This is a genomic window from Streptosporangium sp. NPDC049248 (genome assembly GCF_040678965.1).
Taxonomy (GTDB): Bacteria; Actinomycetota; Actinomycetes; order Streptosporangiales; family Streptosporangiaceae; genus Streptosporangium; species Streptosporangium fukuiense.
The window spans coordinates 25,480-44,408 of the sequence record NZ_JBFAQY010000037.1; the positions used below are offsets into that span (position 1 = coordinate 25,480).

The window sequence follows — 18,929 nt, forward strand, 5'->3', positions numbered from 1 at the left end:
CCGAGCCGTGCTGATCGGAGTGGGCACCTACACCCATCTGCCGCCCGTGAAGGCTGCGCTCAACAGCCTGGCCCGTTTCACCTCCGTGCTCACCGGCCCGCTGTGTGGCTGGCCCGCAGACCGGATTTCGGTGATCTCCGACGTCAGGCAACCCGGGGATCTGCCCGACCGGCTGGTGGAACTCTTTGAACCCGTCCAGGACATCGCGCTGTTCTACTACGTCGGCCACGGCCAGGTCGACCCCGACGACAAATTATGTCTCGGGCTGGTGGACTCCCGCGCGGAAGCCAGCCGGCGCAAAACCACCAGTCTTCCCTTCGGCGCAGTGCGGGATGCCCTGAGAAGCGGTCGACCCCGAACAAAGATCGTGATCCTGGACTGCTGCTACGCGGGGCTGGCCGCCGGGCGCCACGGTTCTCTGGCCGCTTCCGACAACATATTGGACCGCACCCTCGGCGCCGGCGACTACACGTTGGCCGCCGCCGAGCAGTTCGCCACCGCCTGGTACGACACCGACACCACCACCACGCCGCAGACCTACTTCACCCAGTACCTGGCCGATGTCATCGAGGCCGGGATCCCCGGCAAGGGCCCGGATCTGACCTTGGACTCGATCTACCACGCCACCCACGATGCTCTCGGCCGCAATGGCAAGCCGTTGCCGACGAGCCGAGCTAACGGCCAGGCAACCAGGATCGTGTTCGCCCGCAACGCGGCCGCCATCCCTCCAGAGGCTCCCCCGAGCCTCCCCTCGCAGGATCCTTCGCCCGCCACACAAGCACCTTCGTCCCCCGAAGTCGCCGCCGCTCACACGGAATCCGAAAAAGATGAACCCGCCGCCACGGATTCCCATCACCCTACCGACACGAAAGAGTCGCATTTAAATGGCAAAGCGGACGGTGTAATTTTATTATTCTCCGGCTTGGTGATCGTTTTAGCATTTATAGTTTTGGCCCTTTCCTCAGGGAGCACAGCCGAGTTAACCCTTTCATCGGTGACGGGCGGGGCAAGGCCGAGGGCCGTGAAGACGGAAGGCCAAATTAATGCTTTTGACTATCGTCTATCCAGCGGTGCGCCCATCACCTCAGATTTCACTGTCCCTGCCATGGATGACCCCAGAATCGTCTTCAACGATAGCGAACGCGGCAAGCGTTACCTTAGGGCCGAAATCGCCTTTACGCCGGACAAGCCGTGCATGGCTGACGCCACTCTGACATGGACGTGGACCGGAGTGGCTCATTCAGATCATGCGCAGCGCAAAATGAAACTTAACCAAAAGGCCGTACTCGCCCTTGTGGAATTGTCAGGAAAGACGCTGAGGTTTTCTGCAACCATCTCGTCGTCCATCCCCTGCGCCGGGTCGCTCAAGCTAATCAATGCACGCATCCGAAATTCTAGCTTCCGCCCGCAAGACGAGCGATCTCCAGACTTTAGCCCCGTTAAAATTGAGACGCAAAAAACCTAACCTGGACCTAGCCTCGATCTTTATGGAAGCCGTCGCCTTCGCTCAGCTCTCGGTGGCGGAAGGTGGTTCCTTCAACAAGACGGGGAAATCCTGGCCAGTGACAATGCGGAACTCTTCGGCCACGCCGGCGTCCCCGGCATAGGCACGACGCAACAGCTCGCCGATCAACCCGATGATGTTCTGGGCGTACTCGGGCAGCTCCAGCGACGCCAGCAACGCCTCGGCCAGCGGAGCGGTCGCGTCACGAAACAGACGGCCTTCTACCAGCACATACCCACGGGTCGCGAGACTCTGGACATAGTTGGGCAGGTAGGCATCACGGTTGAGATCGACCAGTTCCCTGCACAGAAGGACCGCCCCCTCGCTGAACGGCACCGCCTCAACCTGAGCTTCCCCCGTTTTTCCGGAGGCTTTGGATCATGGTCCACGGATCATGGGAAAGGTCTCGATTATGGGGAAGCGAAAGTACCCGCTGGAGCTACGCGAGCGCGCGATGAGGCTGTATCGGCAGGCCGAGCCCAAGCCGGTCATCGCGCACCTGGCCGACCAACTGGGCATCCACCGGGAGGCGCTGCGGAACTGGATCCGGCAGGACCAGGCCGATCACGGCGAGCGTGACGACCTGCCGAGCACCGCGGTGCTGGAGGAGAACCGGCGGCTGGCCAAGGAGAACGCCGAACTGCGGCGCGTCAACGAGATCCTGCGGGCGGCCAGCGCTTATTTCGCCCAGGAGTTCGACCTGACCCGGCGGCGGTCATGAGGTTCATCGACACCCACCCTGGCCTTGCCGCGATCGAACTCATCCTGCGGGTCCTGGGCGTGCCCGTCTCCACCTACTACGGATGGCGTGAGCGCGTCGCCCGGCCCAGCGCACGAGCGGTGGCCGATGCCTTGCTGCTGGAGGAGATCGTTAAGATCCGGGCCGGTCACGAGTTCGCCGGCACCTACGGCTCACCACGCATCCACTTGGAGCTGCGCCGACGCGGCGTCCGCGTCTCCCGCAAGCGGGTCGAGCGCCTCATGCGCCAGGCCGGGCTGCAGGGCGCCTTCATGCGCAAGGGCTTCACGACCGGCTCCACCCGCCAGGACCCGCGTCATCAGGCGGCGCCGGACCTGGTCTGCCGCGACTTCTCCGCGTCCGCGCCAAACCGGCTGTGGGTCGCCGACCTGACAAGGATCCTCACCGGCCAGGGCGTGCTGTGGCTGGCCTCGGTCCGCGACGCCTTCTCCAACCGGGTCGTGGGCTGGAAGACCTCCGACCGGGCCGACACAGAGGTGGTGCTGGGCGCGCTGGAGTTCGCCCTGTGGAGCCGCGACGTGCGCACCGGGCAGCTCATTCACCACTCCGATAAGGGCTGTCAATATACGGCGATTCGCTTCACCCAGCGGCTGGCCGATGCGGGCATCGCCCCCTCGACCGGCAGCGTCGGCGACAGCTTCGACAACGCCCTGGCCGAGAACCTCTGGTCAACGATCAAGGTGGAGCTGGTCTACCGCACCACCTGGGCCACCCGAGAGGAAGCCGACACGGCCCTGTTCCGTTACATCGACGGGTGGTACAACCCCCGCCGCATCCAGAAAGGGCTGGGCGGACTCTCCCCGGACGAGTACGAGGCCGCCTGGTACGCCCGACAACACGATCTACCCGACACTGTCAGCAGCCACGCCGAGCTGACCGAAACCACATAGGAAACACTCCGGGAAACCGGGGGAACCTCAACCCGCCGCCCGATCTCCACCAGCCGCAGAGCATGGTTGTTCAACGAACCGGCCAGGTCAGGCAAGTGCGCATCGCGATTGAGATCAGCCAACCCCTAGCACAGAAGGACTGCCTCCTTACCAACCTGCACCGCCTCAACCCGCCGCCCTATCCCCGCCAGCCAGACGGCGTGGTTGCTCAACGACATCGCCAGACCGGGCAGGTAGGCGTCCCGGTTGGCCTCGACGAGCCGGTGCCGGATCTGGACGGCCTGGTGGCCTTCGGCCAAGGCGCGTGTGTGCAGACCGGCGTAGGACAGGCGAACCGCCAGCGCATCGTGGATACGAGCGCGGTCGGCGGGATCGGCGGCCACGGCCAGCCGATGCTCGGCCAGCCGGGCGGCCACCGCGGCGATCCCGACGTCCAGATCGATGTGCCGGTGCGCGGGCAACACCGATTCGATCCTCTCCAGCAGCACCGGATCGATCCCCGGCAGGGCGGCCAGGGTGGCCAGCGCGGCACCACCCATGTGCAGGGCCAACTGGGGGTGGGCGGCCAGCAGCGGATACACCTGCGTCTCAGCCAGGTCCGGCCATCGGCGGGCGGCCTCGATCAACGTGATCAGCCCGTGGCGAGCCCATATCGGCACGCTGGCATCAACGGTGTCGCCGGGCGGGGCCAGCAGACGGGCCGGAGCGTTCTCGGCCCAGGGGTCGGCCGGGAAAGCGTGGGGATGGCCGGGGGTGGACAGGGCGATGAAGTCCTCGCCCAGCCGGTCGGGATACAACGGCTCCAGCGCGGTGAGCGTGCGCCGGTCTTCAAAGTCCCCATCCGGCCCGGCGGGCGGGTAGCAGACGGCGTGATCTTTCAGGAGCTGGCCGGGATGTTCCCGGGACTCGATGCCGACGCGTTCCACGGCGGCGCCGGCCTGCTCGTAGTCGAGTCGGCCGGTCACCGTGGCGGTGTAGACGACCTGCCCCATCGCGTCCGGTGAGATCCTCAGGGGCCTGTCCCGGGTCGGAGCGCACATCGCCTCCCAGTGGTCCCGCTCGCGGGCCAGCAGCAACTCCGAGACCTGCACCGGGTCGGCGGGCGCAATATCGCCATGGTCACAGGCCAAGACGGCGGCCAGTGCGGCCATGTGCACGCTCAGCACCAGACGGTGGGCCTCATGCCGCTCCAGCTCCGGGGGTGGCGCCAGGGTGGCGGCGGCCGGTATCTCCAGCAGCTCGGCGAAACGGTCGCGGGCCGCGGTGAACAGCCCGGCGCGGGTGATGCCCGCCTCCCGCTCCAACGGCTTGAGCTCCTCCCGAGTGGGCGTCAGGCGCAGATCACGCTGGATGCGGCCCTCCAGGCTCTGCCACCAGGTGCCGGCCGGACGGGCCAGCAGCAGCACCCGTACTGGAAGTCCGGCGCGGATACGGGTGTCGGCCAGTAACGACAGCAGATCGGCGGTGTCCCACCGTTCGGCGTAATCGACCACCACCAGCACCCCGGCCGCCCCGCCGAGATCGGGAACCTGAAACTCCTGCGGGGCGGAGCGGTCGCGCCGGTGATGGGCGGCCAGCACCACCCACCCCTCCCGCTGCCACATCCGCGCGAGGTGGTCGGCCAGGCGGGTCTTGCCCTGCCCGCCGGGACCGTGGATCAGATGGACCGCCACCCCCTCCCGTACGGGATCCTCCCGCCAGCGGCGCAGGTCGGCCAGCAGGTCGTGGCGGCCGGTGAAGTCGATCAACGCGTTGGCCGCCCGCAGCAGCTCACTGGGCTGGGTCCGCGTCTCCCGTCCCGGCGTTCCCGGTGGTGGCTCGGGCCAGGCCGCCCATCGGTAGGGCTCGCCGCCCTCGTACACGATCATGTCCCCGGCGGCCTGATAGATGCGTGACAGCCCCGTGGCCTGGGCGTGCTGGACCGTCTCGCCCGGCCGACGTCCCGGGCTCATCACTCGTTGACGGTCTGGTCGCCACCGGCCTGGTACACCCGCCCTGACCCGGAGGCCTCCGCCCTCATCTGAATGTTGCGCGCCCCGTCCCCGGTGGAGACGATCCCACCGCCGTCGACCGGCCGCTCGCCCGAGGCCGATACGCCCGGCCTGTCCGGCTCGGCTGTTCCGCCGCCGCTGTCTTTGCGACCGGCGACCACGCCGTACACCGCCACCCCGAGCCCGGCCACGGCGACGAACAACCCGATCACGCTGGCCAGCTTGTCCGCCTCATCCAGCTTCACCCGGGACAGGTAGACCCCCAGCCCCGCCAGTGCCGCCACCGCGATGCCCGCCCCAGCCCAAACCAGCACACGTCCGCGCATACCGACATCATCGATCATCCAGGAAGATCACAAAACGTGTTTGGAAAATGACGCCAGATCACACATCGGAGGTGCCGTGCCGTCCGGGGACCCTGTTCCTGTCGCGCCCGCCCAGAGGGTCCATGGTCTACCGGTTCCGCATGCGCGGACGTGCCCGGGATCAGATGGGTGAGGAGGACTCGTCCAGTACGAGCATGAGGTGCTCGTGCTCGCCGTACCGGGCCGTCTCGACGTGCCGGAAGCCGCATTTCTCCAGCACTCGCACCGAGCCGATGTCCCGCCGAAGGGGTCGGCGTAGGGCGGGTCCGCTCCTGCCGAAGGTGGAGCGCCCACCCAGATGCCGATGCCCCGTCTCTCGAACTTTCGGTCGAACACATATCCGATGCATCGAACATGTGATCCAAAACTTCTGGACCAGAGCTCCGGTCGAGGTTACGATCTTGCTGTTCGCCGGCCGGGTCGATCGGCCGGCTCTCCACGCTGACGGGGTGCGAAGGCGCCCCACGACTGGACGGGAGATCGCCCTTGAGGCGTTCACTGATCGCGTTGGGTATCGGCTTGAGCGTGTTGGGTTCCACTGTCGTCACCGGGCCGGCACAGGCCGCGAGTGTGCTGACGGTCCCGTTGGCTCCCACGGTGACGACGGCTCAGCAGGTCGCGAGCTTCTGGCTCGCCGACGGGGCCGCCAACCTGAAGAACGCCACACCGTACGCCGTGCAGACCACGGTCGCCGGGGAACGCCTGTCCACGGACATCGTCCCGGACGGCCCCCCGATCTCCATCCCGCCAGTGGAGGAGTCGACCATACCGACATGGGGGACGCCCGCGACCTCGGGCAAGGTGTTCTTCATCGGCAGCGACCTCCAGCCGCACTGGTGCACCGGCACGTCCGTGTACTCGAAATACCGGAACCTCGTGGCGACGGCAGGTCACTGCCTGTTGGACGTCGAGGCCCCGGCCGGCCCGCTCGCCAAGTGGGTCTTCGTCCCCGACTACTCCGAGGGCACGACCCCGTTCGGCCTGTACGTCGGGAAGCAGGGCCTCGTTCACTATGACTTCGACGACATCCGGGACTACGACCGCGACCTGGCCTTCGTCAACGTGTACAACGGTGTCGTCCTCTCCTCTCCGGACGTACTGACCGATACCGGGAAGCTGGCCGACAGCGTCGGCGGCCAGGGGGTCGCGTTCAACCAGCCGCTCGCGCCCACGGTCGACGTCTTCGGCTACCCCGCCGGCCCCAACCCCGACGGCAGTCGGCCCTACCCGGGCGAGACCCTCGAACGGTCGACCGGATCGACGTTCGCCATGAAGGTCACAGGCCTCCCCGCGGACCGGCCTGTCGGGGTGGACTCCCCGTTCACCGGTGAGGGCTCTCTCGGTTCCTCGTGGCTGACCCAGTACACGGACGACACCCATACCGGCTATCTCAACGGCATCACCGTCAGCGTTTCCGACACCGATGGCGACGATCGGTACGACACCGGCGTCTCACCGTACTTCGACCGTGAGTTGCTCACGGTCTACCAGAAGGCCTCCAACCTCTGGACCGGCACCATCCGCTCCACCGTTTAGACGGCTCCCGTTCCCGCCGCGTCCGCCCAGAGGGGCGGGCGCGGTGTCATGATCCACCGGTTCCGCATGCGCGGACGCGCCCGGAATCAGGCGGGTGTGGAGGAGGCGTCCAGTACCAGCATGAGGTGCTCGTGCTCGCCGTACTGGACCTTCTCGACGTGCCGGAAGCCGCATTTCTCCAGCACTCGCACCGAACCGATGTTCCCGCTGAAGGGGTCGGCGTAGAGCGGGCGGGTCCGCTCCTGTCGCAGGTGGAGCGCCACCGCCCGGGTGCCGATGCCCCGGCCCCAGAACTCCTGGCCGAACACGTACCCGAGGAAGCGCTTCTCCTCATCCCACCAGGACACGACATTGCCGGCCACCTTCCCGTCCACGGTGACCGTCCGCACCAGGGCCGTAGGATCTCCCAGGACCCTGCTGGCCCAGTGGGTCATGAATCGCTCCCGATCCCGAGGGACGAACTTCGACCGCCGGACCGTCTCGGGATCGTGCTCATGCTCGAAGAACAGCTCCAGATCGGCCTCTTCGACTTCTCTCAACCGCACATCGCCGCTCATGCCGAGCGAGTGTGGCACAGGGGTACGACAATTCCGGCGCCGAAAGACCTGGGCGACCGCCCCACCGGGTCGGGGGCCCGGGACGTCGTCGTCCCGGGCCCCCGGCCCAGTGCCGGCGGTCAGTCGTGCGCCGCCACGGGGGTCGCGACCTCGGGTGTCGCGGACCGTGCCGTCTCCCGTCCGGGCTTGATGACCATGCCGATCACGAAGGTGATCAGGCAGCAGACCCCCATCAGGGCGAACACCTTGAAGTAGGCCGCCTCGGTTCCGAACGTGGTCCCCGGCACGGTGGCGGAGGCGAGCAGCACGGCCCCGACCGAGGTGGCGACGCCCTGGAAGGCGGTGCGGGTGACGACGTTGACGCCGGTCGCCTCGCTGGTGTTCTCCGCAGGGACCGCCTCGACCACCAGGTTGGGCAGCGCGGTGTAGACGAACGCCGTCGAGATGCCGAGGACGAGGGTGCTCGCGACCAGGCCGACGACGCTCTTGTGCAGCACCGCGAGCATCACGACGCCCGCCACGCCGACGGCCGCGCCGATCATCAGTGAGAGCCGGGCCCCCGCGGCCGCCGAGACGCGCCCGCTGACCGGGGTGAGCACGAAGCCGATGATGGAGGTGGAGAAGGCCAGCATCCCCGCGACGCTCGGGCTCAGCCCGAGACCCACCGGTGCCGTCTCCGGCGTCTGCATCATCAGGGGGAAGAGGAATCCGCTGATACCGAGCGGACCGAGCGCGAGGACCGCGGTGGCGAGCATCGTTAGGGCGAGCTTGTGCTGGAAGAACAGCCGGATATTGATCATCGGGTCGTCGACCCTGAGCTCCCACCACGCCCAGACCGCGAGTATCGCCAGCCCGACCAGGATGAAACCAAGCGTCCTGGCGTCTCCCCAGCTCCAGCTACGGGACTGGGTGACCCCGAACAGCACCAACGCGATGGCGGGGGCGAAGAGCACACCGCCCACATAGTCGATCTTCTGTACTCGCGCGACGACGGTCGAGGGTCGCAGGGCCAGGCAGGCCGCGGCGGCGACGAGCGCCAGGGCGGCGGCGAAGACGAAGATGAGGTGCCAGTCCGCCAGGTCGAGCAGCAGGCCGGAGACGAGGTTGCCCGACGCTCCGGCGATGAGCGCCGCGCCCGCGATGACCGCGACCGCGACCGGTACCCGCTTGGCCGGCAGCATCTCGCGGGCGAGGCCGAAGCAGAGCGGCAGGATCGCCCCGGCGGCTCCCTGGATCGCCCGGCCGACGATCACGCCGGTCAGCGTGCCGGTGGAGAGACTGATCAGCGAACCCACCGCCGAGAGCAGCAGCACGATGATCAGGAGCTTCCGCCGCCCGTAGACGTCACCGAGACGACCGCACAGCGCGGCGGACGCGGCCGCGACGAGAAGGAAGGCCGTCACGCTCCAGCTGACATCCGCGGCGTTGCTCTGGAACGCCGTGATGAACCGGGGCAGGGCGTTGTAGACCATGGTCGTCTCGAAGGCGCTGACGATCTCGGCGATGAGCAGCACCGCGATGACGACCGGAATCGACCGAGGTGGCAGGTTGGCGGCTGACGTACCGGAGGGTGATGACATTCTGGTTTCTCCTCGCATCCGGGAGCACTGCGGCGGGGGGTGGGAAGTGCGGAGACGAAGGTGAACGGGAACGCCGGCGCTCGGCGGAGCGGGGCGTTCCGGCTCACGTCGCGTACGGCCGTTCATGCACGCCGGTACGCGATGCCATAGGGAGGAGGACAGGCACGGACGCCTGTCGGAGGGAGGCCGACGGGGCCCTGTCGCGAGGCTCGCGCGGCAGGGGCTAGCCGGAGCGCGGCCGGAAGTAGGGCAGGTGCAGTCCGGGGCTCACCTCGTGGAAGTCGACCTCGACCGGCATCCCGGCGGTGATCTCCTCGGGCGCGATTCCGATCAGGTCCGTGACCATCTGGTAGCCCTCGTCCAGGTCGACGATGGCGGGCGCGTAGGGCGGGGTGAAGGCGGCGGTGACCGGCCGGTGCACGACCGTCCAGCTGTAGAGGGTGCCGCGGCCCGAGCTCTCCTCCCAGCCGAGGTCGGTGTCCAGGCACTCGCGGCAGACCTCGACCGGCGGGAAGTTGATCGACCGGCAGGCCGCGCAGCGCTGGAAGGTCAGCGTTCCCTCCGCGCAGCGGTTCCAGAACGGGGCGCTCAGCTCGGTGGGCTCGGCGTGCGGCAACTCACCGTGCTGGGGAGCCAGGGGTGTGCTCATGACGACGCCTCCGTGCCGAGCAGAACGACCGAGTTGAACAGGGCTCCGGCTCCGGCGCCGCTGCACAGCGCCACCTCGGCGCCGGGTACCTGCAGCGGTCCCGCCTCGCCGCGAAGTTGCTGGACGCCGCGGATGACGCGCTGGAACATCTGCGGTGACCCGCCCGCGTGGCTGAACGACATCGTTCCGCCGTCCGTGGTGACCGGGTGGCTGCCGGTGACGGCGATGTGCCCGTCCTCGACGAACGGACCGCCCTCGCCCGGCTCGCAGAAGCCGAACGCCTCCAGCTGGCGGATGATCTCGAACGAGAACGGGTCGTATAGTTCGAGGACGTCGACGTCGGAACGTTCCAGGCCGGCGTGCCGGAACGCCCGGTCCGCCGCCCGCCCGCCGATCCGGCCGTTGACCGGGCCGCCGCGACGGCCGGCCAGGTCCCAGCTGGGCGGGAACTGGTAGGCGGGGCCGTAGTAGTCCGCGCCGCCGCCCAGCACGTGGACGGGCTTGCCGGGGATGTCGGCCAGCCGGTCGGCGGCGACCAGGACCAGCGCGCACCCGCCCTCGGAGGTCATCGAGCAGTCCAGCAGGTGGAACGGGTCGGCGATCATCCGGGAGGCGAGGATGTCCTCGGGCTTGAACGGGCCACGTCCGAAGTACACCGCCTCGGGGTTCTGGTGCCCGTTGTTGCGGATGGTCGCGGCGACCGTGGCCAGCTGCTCGGGGGTCGTCCCGTAGGTCGTCATGTGCCGCCGGGCGATCAGGGCGAACTCCGCGGCGGTGAAGAGTCCCCAGGGCGCCACGAACTCGTTCTCCGGCCGGGTCCACGGCGCGGTCGCGTCCCGGTCGACGTACACGCCGGCCGCGGCCGCGACGATGAGGACGACGTCGGCCTGACCTCCCTCGATCGCGTTGGCCGCCTCGACGACGGCGTCGAGGCCGAATCCCCGCCCCTGCCAGGCGGGGCCGAGTCGCAGGTCGTAGATGAGCGCGGACGAATCTCCCTCCGTGATCACCCCGTCGACGTCGGCGAGCGTGAGCCCGGCGTCGCGCAGGGCGCCCAGGGCGGCCGACGCGATCAGTTTCCGGGTCGTCCAGTCCTCCAGGCGTCGCGCCTGCGGGGTGTTGTACACCCCGGCGATCACCGCGCGGCCGGCGCTCACCGGCCCGCCTTTCGCGGCAGGGTTCCGACTCGCTGTCTCACACGCATGTACAACCACCTCAGGAAGTGATCCGCACCACAAGACTCTGGGTCTATTAGATTCACCGTTTCTCACTACGTCAATAGGCGGGACTGTGCAAACTCCACACGATCTCGCACCGATAGTCCGATACATCCCTCTGAAAAACCCGACAGAACAGGCATATCGCAAGCAAGATCAACTTAGGTGAACCTAATTTATTCGGTGATGGACGGTTCCAAAATGCAGGGTTGACAGGACTAAAGGTCCGAGTTGTACTGGTCGCAATTCGCCACGGACCACGGAGGCCCTGTGAGCATCTCCATGCTTCTCTCCATGGCGGCGGCCGCTTTCGCGGACCGCGTCGCCCTCGGGCGCAGAGCGGACGGCATCACCTTCTCCGGCCTTGAGCGGGACGCGAACGCCGGGGCCACCCTGCTCCGGGAGGACGCCGCGGGTTCGGTCGCCTTCATCGGCCAGAACTCACCGCTGCTGCCCACCCTGCTGTTCGCCGGTGCCGCCGCCGGACTCCCGCTGGCCCCGCTGAACTATCGGCTGCCTCGCGATGTGCTGCGCGGCCTGCTCGATCGGCTGGACGCACCGGTGGTCGTCGCGGACTCCCGGTACGTCGAGATCGCCAGGAGTACCGGTCACCGCGTCATCGCGGCCGAGGAGTGGCTGTCCGCCGCCAGGCGGACCGAGCCGGTGCCCGGCCCCGAGGCCGATCCCGGCTCCGCCGCGGTCCTGCTGTTCACCAGCGGCACCACCGCCGATCCCAAGTGCGTCGTGCTGCGCCACTCCCACCTGCTCTCCTACGTCCTGGGCACCGTGGAGTTCGCGTCGGCGGAAGAGCGCGACTGCGCCCTGGTCAGCGTTCCGCCGTACCACGTGGCCGGGATCGGCTCGGCCCTGACCAACGTCTACGCGGGCCGCAGGATGGTCTACCTGCCGGACTTCGACCCCGCCCGCTGGCTGGAGCTCGTGCGCTCGGAGGGGGTGACCGGCGCGATGGTCGTGCCCACCATGCTGGCGCGCGTCGTCGAGCACCTCGGCGGAGCGAACGCGGACTGCCCGGCACTCGCCTCGCTCGCCTACGGGGGCGCGCGCATGCCGCCGCCGGTGCTCGAACAGGCCCTGCGCGCCTTCCCGGAGACCGGATTCGCCAACGCCTACGGTCTGACCGAGACCAGTTCCACCATCGCCGTGCTCGGACCCGAGGACCACCGCAAGGCGATCGAGTCCGACGACCCGGTCGTCCGGGCCAGGCTCGGCTCGGCCGGCCAGGTCGTGCCCGGCATCGAGACGCAGATCCGGGCGGACGACGGATCGGTCCTCGGCCCTGGGACGACCGGTGAGCTGTGGGTCCGCGGCGAGCAGGTGTCCGGGGAGTACCGGGGAGCGGGCTCGGTGCTGGACGCCGACGGCTGGTTCCCCACCCGCGACCTCGCCCGCCTCGACGAGGACGGCTACCTGTTCCTGAGCGGCCGCAACGACGACACCGTCATCCGGGGCGGAGAGAACATCGCGCCCGCGGAGGTGGAGGACGCACTGCTGACCCACCCGGCGGTGGCGGAGGCCGCGGTCGTCGGCGTGCCCGACGACGAGTGGGGTCAACGGCTCGTCGCGGTCGTCGTCCGCCGCGAGGACGCGAAAGCCGATGCCGCGGAGCTACGTGCGCACGTCCGCGGCCTGCTGCGCGGTTCCCGGACACCCGACGAGGTCGTCTTCCGCGACGAGCTTCCCTACACGCCGACGGGAAAGATCATCCGCCGCCATCTCGTCGCCTGGCTCAGCCCTCCCGTGGCGGGCTGAGCCACTCCCCGAACCCGCGGAGAGCCGCGCGGGCAACCATTCAACGAAGGAGTCGATCATGAGTACCGAGGCCGTCGGCCTCCGCGCCGGGCTGCGCCTGAAAAGCCAGGTGTGCGCCACCGAGGTCATCGTCATCCGGCCGGGAACGCGCCCGCTGTCGCTCTGCTGCGGCGGCGTCCCGATGCTCGGACGTGACGCGTCCGGCGCGGCGGAGACGACACCGGTCGCCGAGCGGATGCGCGGGTCACTGCTCGGCAAGCGCTACACCCACCCCGGCGACGACGCCGTCGAGGTGCTGGTGACCGTGGGCGGTGCGGGCTCGCTGTCGGACGGCGAGACCGACCTCGTCCTCAAAGAGGCCAAGCCACTCCCGGCCAGCGACTGATGGGGACCACGGACGGTGCCGTCCTCCTCATCCGTGTCGCGGTCGGAGTGATCTTCATCGTGCACGGTCTCAACCACGCCTTCGGCGGCGGGAAGCTCGCCGGAACGGCCCGCTGGTTCGCGGGCCTGGGCATGCGCCATCCCAAGCTGCAGGCCGTCATGTCGGTCGCGGTGGAGGTCGCGGCGGGCACGGCGCTCGCGATCGGACTGCTGACACCGATGGCGGCGGGCGCGCTGGTCGGTGTCGCGGTCGTCGCCGGGCTCGCCGCCCACGCCCGCAACGGCTTCTTCGTGTTCAAGGACGGCTACGAGTACGTACTGCTGCTCGCGGTGACCTGCCTCGCGGTCGCCCTCGCCGGTCCGGGCGGAGCCTCGCTCGACGCGGTGCTGGGAATCGACGCCCTCGCCGACGGATGGGCCGGGCTGGCGGTCGCCCTTCTCGTCGGCGTGGGTGGCGCGGCCGTCCTGCTCCTCGCGACGTGGCGGCCGGTACGGGACCGGGCCTGAGCCCTCGGCCGTCCCGCCCACGCCTCCCGATCGATCCCGGCCCGCGTCCGAAGGCCCGTACCCGGAAAAAGCGTCCAGGCCGTGTCCCCTCATCCGTCCTGCCAGGCAGGACCAGCCAACGGAGGTTGAAATGAACAAGGACGATCTGATCCTGATCAGCGTCGACGACCACATCGCCGAGCCCGCGGACATGTTCCACGCCCATGTCCCCCAGCGGTACAAGGACCAGGCCCCCAAGGTGATCATCGAGGACGACGGGGTCCAGCAGTGGTACTACGGCGACCTGCGCGGCCGGAACATGGGCCTCAACGCGGTGGCCGGCAAGCCCCGTGAGATGTACAACATCGACGCCAGCAGCTACGACGAGATGCGGCCGGGCTGCTTCAACGTCGACGAGCGGGTCCGGGACATGAACGCGGGCGGCCAGCTCGCGGGCCTGAACTTCCCGAACTGGACCGGGTTCTCCGGGCAGGTGCTCAACCAGGGCCCGGACCGCGACCTCAACCTGATCATGATCAAGGCGTACAACGACTGGCACGTCGACGAGTGGTGCGGCGCCCACCCCGGCCGTTTCATCCCGTGCGGGATCCTGCCGCTGTTCGACGTGGAGGAGGCGGCCAAGGAGATCAGGCGGCTGGCCGACAAGGGCTGCCACGCCGTCACGTTCTCGGAGAACCCCGAGGCGCTGAACATGCCCAGCATCCACACCGACTACTGGTACCCGCTGTTCAAGGCGGCCTCGGACAACAACACGGTGCTCTGCTGCCACGTCGGTTCGTCCTCGCGGATGCCGATGATCTCCACCGACGCGCCGCCGAGCGTGGCGATGTCCATCTCGTCGATGATGAGCACGTACACCCTGCTTGAGCTGATCTGGGCAGAGTTCTGGGGTAAGTTCCCCAACCTGAAGTTCTCCCTCACCGAGGGCGACATCGGCTGGATCCCCTACTTCCTCTGGCGCTCCGAGCACGTGCTCAACCGCCACTCCGGCTGGACCAACGCCACCTTCCCCGAGGGCTACACCGGGCCGACCGACGTGTTCAAGAAGCACCTCTACACCTGCTTCATCACCGACAAGGTCGGCCCCCAACTGATCGACCACTTCAACGAGAACCACGTGTTCTGGGAGTCGGACTACCCGCACTCGGACAGCAACTGGCCCTTCGCGCCCGAGGACGTCATCGAGACGATGGGCCACCTGCCCGACTCGGTGATCAACAAGATCACCCATGAGAACGCGATGAAGGCCTACTCCTTCGACCCCTTCAAGCACATCCCCCGGGAGCAGGCGACCGCCGGATACCTCCGGTCGCAGGCCACCGACGTCGACGTGGTCACCCATGTCGGCCGCGAGGCCAGCCAGCGCGACCGCGACGCCTGGGCCCGGATGACCCGGTTCGGTCAGGCCCGCACCCGCCAGGACGCCTGACCCCCACTGATCGGCCGCCCGCCCGCCTCCTCCCGCGGGCGGGCGCCGTATCCCCCCGACTTCACCACGCGAGGTAGAGATGACGCAGCGCACCCCCTACGCCGAACTCAGAGTCCTGGAGATCTCGGCGGGCATCGCCGCCTCCTACTGCGGAAAGATGTTCGCCGACGCCGGCGCCGAGGTGGTCAAGATCGAGCCACCGGAAGGTGATCCGATGCGCCGGTGGAGCGTGTCGGGCTTCCGGCCCGCCGCCGACGGCGAGAGCGGCGCGCTGTTCGGCTACCTCAACGCGGGCAAGAAGTCCGTGCTGTCCGGCACCACGGAACTGTTCTCCGACGTCGATCTCGTCGTCACCGACGGGTCGGCGGGCTGGGACGTCGACGCGGTACGCCGGCTGCTGCCCCCCGGCTCCACGACGGTGGTCGTCTCGATCACCCCCTTCGGTCTCGACGGGCCCTACGCCGAGGCCGGCCTGCCGGTCAACGAGTTCGTACTGCAGGCGATGTGCGGGTCCATCGGCGGCCGAGGCTGGCCCGGTGAGATGCCGCTGCAGGCCGGAGGGCGGATCGGTGAGTGGGTGGCCGGCTCCTACGCCGCCGTCGCCGCCGCCGCCGCGCTGCGCCGGAGCAGGCGGACCGGACAGGGCGACGTCGTCGACGTGTCGACGTTCGAGGCCATGGTCATCACGATGGGCGGCCTGTCCGCGGTAGCGGCCGGCCTCCCCGACGGGGGCCAGGGCCTGCCGCCGAGGAACCTCGAACTGCCCTCGATCGTCCCCACCGCCGACGGCCTGGTCGGGTTCTGCACCATCACCGCCCAGCAGTTCGCCGACTTCCTGGTGCTGATCGACCGGGCCGACCTGGTCGAGGACGCCGACCTGGCCTCATTCGCCGGCCGCCTGCGGCGGCGGGAGGAGTTCGCCGAGATGGTGGCGAGCTGGGCCGCCACCCGTACCACGGCCGAGATCGTGGAGTTCGCCTCCGCGCTGCGCATCCCCGTCGCGCCCATCGGCACCCCGACCACGATCACCGAGATCGACCACTTCCGCGAGCGCGGCGTCTTCGTCAAGAACGCGAGCGGCAGCCTGCAGCCACGGGTTCCCTACCGCAGCGGCGCGTTCGACACCGTCGGCCCCGGCGAGGTGCCGGCCCCCGGCGCGCACGACGGCCAGGTGAGCTGGCCGGCCCGGGACCGCGCCCCGGCGGCCGAGAACGCGGCCGACGCGTCGGCCCGTCCGCTCGCGGGGCTGCGGGTCGTGGACTTCACCGCCTTCTGGGCCGGTCCCTCGGCCACCCAGACCCTCGCCGCGCTGGGTGCCGAGGTCATCAAGGTCGAGGGGCTGCGCCGCCCCGACGGGATGCGTTTCTCCGGCGGCCGTCCCCCGACCGTCGACCAGTGGTGGGAGTGGGGCCTGTTCTTCCTCTGCAACAACAGCGACAAGCTCGACCTCACCCTGGAGCTGAGCCTGCCCCAGGCCCGCGAGGTGGCGTTGCGCCTGATCTCCACCGCCGACATGGTCATCGAGAACTTCTCCCCCCGGGTGATGGGAAACCTCGGGCTGGAGTGGGACGCGGTCAGGGCGGCCAACCCGCGCGCCACGATGATCCGGATGCCCGCCTTCGGCCTCGACGGGCCGTGGCGCGACCGGGTGGGCTTCGCCCAGACGATGGAGCAGGCCAGCGGCATGGCGTGGATGACCGGCGCGGCCGACGGTCCGCCGCTGATCCCCCGCGGCGTGTGCGACCCCCTCGCCGGCCTGCACGCCGCGTTCGCCTCGATCGCCGCGTTCGAGGTCCGCGACACCACCGGAGCCGGCATGCAGGTCGAGTCGACGATGGTCGAGGCGGCGCTCAACGTCGCGGCCGAGGCGCTGCTGGAGGCGAGCGCCAACGGCCGGGAACCGCGGCGCGACGGCAACCGCGGCCCGGGTGCCGGCCCGCAGGGGGTCTACCGCTGCGCCGGGGACGACGAGTGGGTGGCCCTGGCCGTACTCGGCGACGACGCGTGGCCCGCGCTCGCCCGGCTCCTCGGCCGGGACGACCTGGCCGACCGCGCCGACCTGGCCCACGAGCCGGGCCGTCGGGCGGCCGGCGACGAGCTGGACGAGGCGATCGGCTCGTGGAGCGCGCGCGTCGACGTGGGCGACGCGGTGAACCGGCTCCGGGCGGCCGGGGTCGCCGCCGCGCGGGTGAGTCCCGCCGCCGACCTGCTGACCGACGCGCAGCTCACCGCCCGCGGGTTCTGGGAGCCGTCGGCACATCCGACGACCGGGGAGTTCCTGACCGCCGGGCTGCCGTTCCGCCTCGCCAGTGTCACCGAGCCGTGGTTCCGCACCCCGGCGCCCCTGCTGGGCCAGCACAACGAGGAGATCCTCACCGGCATCCTCGGGATGAGCGAGGACGAGATCCGGGTCCTGGCCGAGGAGAAGGTGATCGGTACCCGGCCGGCGGGCCTGTGAGCGGGACGACCGGCACGGCGGCCGTCCCGCACGGGCGGCGGCCCTCGGTGCGCACGCTGCGGATGCACTCCTTCACCAGCGAGTTCAAACGGCTCACCACGCTCGCCTCGGCCGCCGGGATCGACCCCGCCGACGTGGTGCTCCCCGCCGAGGGCGTCGTACGGGCCGACGACGGGGTGCGACTGCACTACCTGGAGTGGCCCGGCCCGGCCACCGAACCGTTGCTGCTGTTCCTGCACGGGGGCGGGTTGCACGCGCACTCCTTCGACGCTGTCGGGCTGCTGCTGCGGCGGCTCGGCCGCTGCGTCGCGCTCGACCTGCGCGGGCACGGGGAGAGCGACTGGGCGGGGCCGGGCGGGTACGGCACCGACGCCATCGCCGCGGACCTCGACACGGTGACCGCGAGGTTCGGTGCCCGGCGGGTCGTCCTGGTCGGGCACTCGATGGGCGGCATGGCGGCTCTGGTCTGGGCCGCCCGGCGCCCGGCGGTGCTGGCCGGGCTGGTCGTGGTCGACGTCGGCCCCGACATCGACGCCGCGGCGGGCCGGTCCGTCAACGAGCTGATCTCCCGGCGCCCGCTCTTCGCCGACCTCGACGAGGCCGACGCCTTCCTCTCCGGCGTGCTGCCGCGTACCCGGGAGGCCGCCACGTCCGGGGTGGCGCAGAACCTGACCTGGACCGATGACGGCCTGCTCACCTGGAAGCACGACACGACGCAGTTCCAGCCGAGTATGGGGCGAATCGCCTCTCCGGACGAGTTGCGACGGGCCGCCGCGCGGATCACCTGCCCCACCCTGGTGCTGCGCGGCGAGCGCAGCCGGGTGTTCGGCGACGAAGGGGCGGCGGAACTCGCCGCGCTCATCCCCGGAGCCCGCTGGGAACGGGTTCCCGACGCCGGGCACACCATCCAGACCAGCAACCCCCGCGGCCTCGCCGACGCGGTGACCCGTTTCCTGCGCGACCAAGATGATGAAGGAGCCGAGTGATGGCGATCAGTCTGTGCATTCCGCCGCGGCAGGGGGAGCTGTGCGCACCCGTCCGGTTCGACCTGACCGGCGAGCACACCTTTCTCGAACTGACCTCGCGGCACCGCGTGACGAAGGTCGAGCAGGACGAGGTGAAGGGCACCGTCGCGGTCTGGGTCGACATCACCGACCCCGAGACCTCCCGGCCCGTCCACGTCCGGTTCAGCGTGCTCCCGCTGGGCGGCCAGAACTCCCCGCGCAGCCGGCTGCTCGGAGAGATCGAGCGTGACGGCGAGCGGCTCGGTGTCTACGGGACGTACCTGGGGGTGGTCTCGGAGGAGAACTGACCGTCCACCGCACCGGTCCA

The 18,929-nt window shown here is 69.4% G+C and carries 18 protein-coding genes; 11 read left to right on the plus strand and 7 right to left on the minus strand.

Going from position 1 to position 18,929, the window contains the following annotated elements; genetic code table 11:
* The first annotated feature begins 7 nt into the window (after positions 1-7).
* On the plus strand, positions 8-1,465 hold the full coding sequence (locus AB0K21_RS40065; protein WP_364157661.1) for a hypothetical protein: 1,458 nt from the start codon (positions 8-10) through the stop codon (positions 1,463-1,465).
* A gap of 42 nt (positions 1,466-1,507) precedes the next feature.
* On the opposite strand, the gene AB0K21_RS40070 is transcribed toward AB0K21_RS40065, so the two are convergent.
* A complete protein-coding gene (locus AB0K21_RS40070; protein ID WP_364157664.1) occupies positions 1,508-1,840 on the minus strand; it encodes a hypothetical protein in 333 nt (110 codons plus the stop codon).
* Positions 1,841-1,916: 76 nt separating this feature from the next.
* Here AB0K21_RS40070 and AB0K21_RS40075 point away from each other — a divergent pair, with 76 nt between their 5' ends.
* Positions 1,917-2,225, plus strand: a complete 309-nt coding sequence (locus AB0K21_RS40075; RefSeq protein WP_355575034.1) for a transposase — start codon at positions 1,917-1,919, stop codon at positions 2,223-2,225.
* Positions 2,222-3,154 (plus strand): IS3 family transposase, encoded by a 933-nt coding sequence (locus AB0K21_RS40080; RefSeq protein WP_364157668.1) that lies wholly within the window; start codon positions 2,222-2,224, stop codon positions 3,152-3,154. The genes AB0K21_RS40075 and AB0K21_RS40080 overlap by 4 nt, the downstream gene beginning before the upstream one ends.
* 125 nt (positions 3,155-3,279) lie before the next feature.
* Here the strand turns inward: AB0K21_RS40080 and AB0K21_RS40085 are convergent, their stop codons facing one another.
* Positions 3,280-5,106, minus strand: a complete 1,827-nt coding sequence (locus AB0K21_RS40085; protein ID WP_364157671.1) for a hypothetical protein — start codon at positions 5,104-5,106, stop codon at positions 3,280-3,282.
* Positions 5,106-5,471 carry a hypothetical protein gene (locus AB0K21_RS40090; protein WP_364157674.1) on the minus strand — a complete coding sequence of 122 codons (366 nt, stop codon included), beginning with the start codon at positions 5,469-5,471 and terminating at the stop codon, positions 5,106-5,108. Before AB0K21_RS40090 ends, AB0K21_RS40085 begins: the two co-directional genes overlap by 1 nt.
* Before the next feature lie 564 nt (positions 5,472-6,035).
* Between AB0K21_RS40090 and AB0K21_RS40095 the strand changes: the two genes are divergently transcribed.
* Positions 6,036-7,046 carry a hypothetical protein gene (locus tag AB0K21_RS40095; RefSeq protein WP_364157677.1) on the plus strand — a complete coding sequence of 337 codons (1,011 nt, stop codon included), beginning with the start codon at positions 6,036-6,038 and terminating at the stop codon, positions 7,044-7,046.
* A gap of 86 nt (positions 7,047-7,132) precedes the next feature.
* Here the strand turns inward: AB0K21_RS40095 and AB0K21_RS40100 are convergent, their stop codons facing one another.
* The 4 genes from AB0K21_RS40100 to AB0K21_RS40115 form a co-directional block, all read right to left on the minus strand.
* On the minus strand, positions 7,133-7,603 hold the full coding sequence (locus AB0K21_RS40100; protein ID WP_364157680.1) for a GNAT family N-acetyltransferase: 471 nt from the start codon (positions 7,601-7,603) through the stop codon (positions 7,133-7,135).
* A gap of 119 nt (positions 7,604-7,722) precedes the next feature.
* Positions 7,723-9,183: an MFS transporter gene (locus tag AB0K21_RS40105; RefSeq protein ID WP_364157683.1), complete on the minus strand. Its 1,461-nt coding sequence runs from the start codon at positions 9,181-9,183 to the stop codon at positions 7,723-7,725.
* A 223-nt stretch (positions 9,184-9,406) separates the two neighbouring features.
* A complete protein-coding gene (locus tag AB0K21_RS40110) occupies positions 9,407-9,832 on the minus strand; it encodes an OB-fold domain-containing protein (RefSeq protein ID WP_343962424.1) in 426 nt (141 codons plus the stop codon).
* Positions 9,829-10,989: a thiolase family protein gene (locus AB0K21_RS40115; protein WP_343962422.1), complete on the minus strand. Its 1,161-nt coding sequence runs from the start codon at positions 10,987-10,989 to the stop codon at positions 9,829-9,831. Before AB0K21_RS40115 ends, AB0K21_RS40110 begins: the two co-directional genes overlap by 4 nt.
* A 330-nt stretch (positions 10,990-11,319) precedes the next feature.
* On the opposite strand from AB0K21_RS40115, the gene AB0K21_RS40120 reads away from it, so the two are divergent.
* The 7 genes from AB0K21_RS40120 (at position 11,320) to AB0K21_RS40150 (ending at position 18,909) form a co-directional block, all read left to right on the plus strand.
* Entirely contained in the window at positions 11,320-12,819 is a 1,500-nt protein-coding gene (locus tag AB0K21_RS40120) for a long-chain fatty acid--CoA ligase (RefSeq protein ID WP_343962419.1), read from the plus strand.
* Positions 12,820-12,877: 58 nt separating this feature from the next.
* Positions 12,878-13,204: a hypothetical protein gene (locus AB0K21_RS40125; protein ID WP_343962417.1), complete on the plus strand. Its 327-nt coding sequence runs from the start codon at positions 12,878-12,880 to the stop codon at positions 13,202-13,204.
* Entirely contained in the window at positions 13,204-13,710 is a 507-nt protein-coding gene (locus AB0K21_RS40130; protein ID WP_343962415.1) for a DoxX family protein, read from the plus strand. Before AB0K21_RS40125 ends, AB0K21_RS40130 begins: the two co-directional genes overlap by 1 nt.
* 130 nt (positions 13,711-13,840) lie before the next feature.
* A complete protein-coding gene (locus tag AB0K21_RS40135) occupies positions 13,841-15,139 on the plus strand; it encodes an amidohydrolase family protein (protein ID WP_343962413.1) in 1,299 nt (432 codons plus the stop codon).
* A gap of 79 nt (positions 15,140-15,218) precedes the next feature.
* Entirely contained in the window at positions 15,219-17,597 is a 2,379-nt protein-coding gene (locus tag AB0K21_RS40140) for a CoA transferase (protein WP_343962411.1), read from the plus strand.
* A complete protein-coding gene (locus AB0K21_RS40145) occupies positions 17,594-18,583 on the plus strand; it encodes an alpha/beta hydrolase (RefSeq protein ID WP_343962409.1) in 990 nt (329 codons plus the stop codon). Before AB0K21_RS40140 ends, AB0K21_RS40145 begins: the two co-directional genes overlap by 4 nt.
* Complete coding sequence (locus AB0K21_RS40150) at positions 18,583-18,909, plus strand: hypothetical protein (RefSeq protein ID WP_343962407.1); 327 nt, start codon at positions 18,583-18,585, stop codon at positions 18,907-18,909. The genes AB0K21_RS40145 and AB0K21_RS40150 overlap by 1 nt, the downstream gene beginning before the upstream one ends.
* The last annotated feature ends 20 nt before the right edge of the window (positions 18,910-18,929 follow it).

Excerpts from the sequence above, each read along its gene's own strand:
- AB0K21_RS40075 (WP_355575034.1), top strand. The coding sequence starts at position 1,917 with ATGGGGAAGCGAAAGTACCCGCTGGAGCTACGCGAGCGCGCGATGAGG.
- AB0K21_RS40080 (WP_364157668.1), top strand. The coding sequence starts at position 2,222 with ATGAGGTTCATCGACACCCACCCTGGCCTTGCCGCGATCGAACTCATC.
- AB0K21_RS40085 (WP_364157671.1), bottom strand. The coding sequence starts at position 5,106 with ATGAGCCCGGGACGTCGGCCGGGCGAGACGGTCCAGCACGCCCAGGCC.
- AB0K21_RS40090 (WP_364157674.1), bottom strand. The coding sequence starts at position 5,471 with ATGCGCGGACGTGTGCTGGTTTGGGCTGGGGCGGGCATCGCGGTGGCG.
- AB0K21_RS40100 (WP_364157680.1), bottom strand. The coding sequence starts at position 7,603 with ATGAGCGGCGATGTGCGGTTGAGAGAAGTCGAAGAGGCCGATCTGGAG.
- AB0K21_RS40105 (WP_364157683.1), bottom strand. The coding sequence starts at position 9,183 with ATGTCATCACCCTCCGGTACGTCAGCCGCCAACCTGCCACCTCGGTCG.
- AB0K21_RS40110 (WP_343962424.1), bottom strand. The coding sequence starts at position 9,832 with ATGAGCACACCCCTGGCTCCCCAGCACGGTGAGTTGCCGCACGCCGAG.
- AB0K21_RS40125 (WP_343962417.1), top strand. The coding sequence starts at position 12,878 with ATGAGTACCGAGGCCGTCGGCCTCCGCGCCGGGCTGCGCCTGAAAAGC.
- AB0K21_RS40130 (WP_343962415.1), top strand. The coding sequence starts at position 13,204 with ATGGGGACCACGGACGGTGCCGTCCTCCTCATCCGTGTCGCGGTCGGA.
- AB0K21_RS40135 (WP_343962413.1), top strand. The coding sequence starts at position 13,841 with ATGAACAAGGACGATCTGATCCTGATCAGCGTCGACGACCACATCGCC.
- AB0K21_RS40140 (WP_343962411.1), top strand. The coding sequence starts at position 15,219 with ATGACGCAGCGCACCCCCTACGCCGAACTCAGAGTCCTGGAGATCTCG.
- AB0K21_RS40150 (WP_343962407.1), top strand. The coding sequence starts at position 18,583 with ATGGCGATCAGTCTGTGCATTCCGCCGCGGCAGGGGGAGCTGTGCGCA.